This is a genomic window from Streptomyces sp. MnatMP-M17 (genome assembly GCF_900091995.1).
GTDB lineage: Bacteria > Actinomycetota > Actinomycetes > Streptomycetales > Streptomycetaceae > Streptomyces.
Genome location: NZ_FMDK01000747.1, coordinates 1 through 1,127, shown reverse-complemented (window position 1 = coordinate 1,127; position 1,127 = coordinate 1). Strand labels below are relative to the sequence as shown.

Here is a 1,127-nt window from a genome sequence, read left to right as displayed (position 1 = left end):
CCGACCCGTACCCCTGGCTTGTCGGCCCCGCCGAGCCGCTTGGCGGCACCTCCGGCGAGCACGATGGCGTCATACGAGGTCATGGCTGAAGTATGAGCCGCGATCACCCGTTCGAAGCTCTTGGCCTCTGTACGAAGGCCGAAGTTCTTCGCCTTTTCGGCGCGTGCCCGCGCCCGCCGCCCGGAATGTCCCGCTACAGCGTGCGCAGCAGCATCGCCGGCTGTTCGACGCAGTCCGCCACATAGCGCAGGAAGCCGCCCGCCGTACCGCCGTCGCAGACCCGGTGGTCGAAGGTGAGCGAGAGCTGCACCACCTGACGTACGGCCAGCTCTCCCTGGTGAACCCAGGGCTTGGGCACGATCCGGCCGACGCCGAGCATGGCCGCCTCCGGGTGGTTGATGATCGGCGTGGAACCGTCGACGCCGAACACGCCGTAATTGTTGAGCGTGAAGGTCCCGCCGGTCAGATCGGCCGGAGTCAGCGTGCCCGCCCGGCCCGCCTCCGTCAGCCGCGCGAACTCGGCGCTCAGCGATTCGGCGGAGCGCGTGTGCGCGTCCCGTACGACGGGGACGACCAGCCCTCGGTCGGTCTGGGCGGCGAAGCCGAGATGCACCGCGGGCAGGCGCACGATCTCCCGGGCGGCCATGTCCACGGTGGAATTCAGCTCGGGATGGCGGGCGAGGGCCGCCGTACAGATCCGGCCCAGCAGCGCGAGCAGCGAGATCTTCGGGCCTCCGGCCGCGTTCATCGCCGTACGGGCCGCCATCAGCTCCGTGGCGTCCGCGTCCACCCAGCAGGTCGCGTCCGGAATCTCGTGCCGGCTGCGGCTGAGCTTGTCCGCGACCACGCCCCGGACTCCGCGCAGCGGCACCCGGACCGCTCCGTCCTGGGCGGTCACGGGCGAGGGCCGGGACGCGGCCACCGGAGCGGCCGTCACGGGCGACCCCTGCGGCTGCGCCCGGAAGTGCGGCTGGAGCTGTGGCTGTGCCTGAAGCTGTGGCTGTGGCTGTGGCTGTGGCTGTGTGACACCGTGCCGGATCGCCTGCTCGACATCGGACCGCAGGATCAGTCCGTCCCGTCCCGAGCCCGTCAGCGCCCGCAGATCGACGCCATGCTCACGGGCCAGC

1 protein-coding gene is annotated in these 1,127 nt (G+C 71.3%); it reads right to left on the bottom strand.

Annotated elements, in window-relative coordinates; translation table 11 throughout:
• Positions 1-193 precede the first annotated feature (193 nt).
• Positions 194-1,127 (bottom strand): dihydrolipoamide acetyltransferase family protein (locus GA0115259_RS29735; protein ID WP_107469289.1); only part of this gene is annotated, 934 nt, incomplete at its 5' end.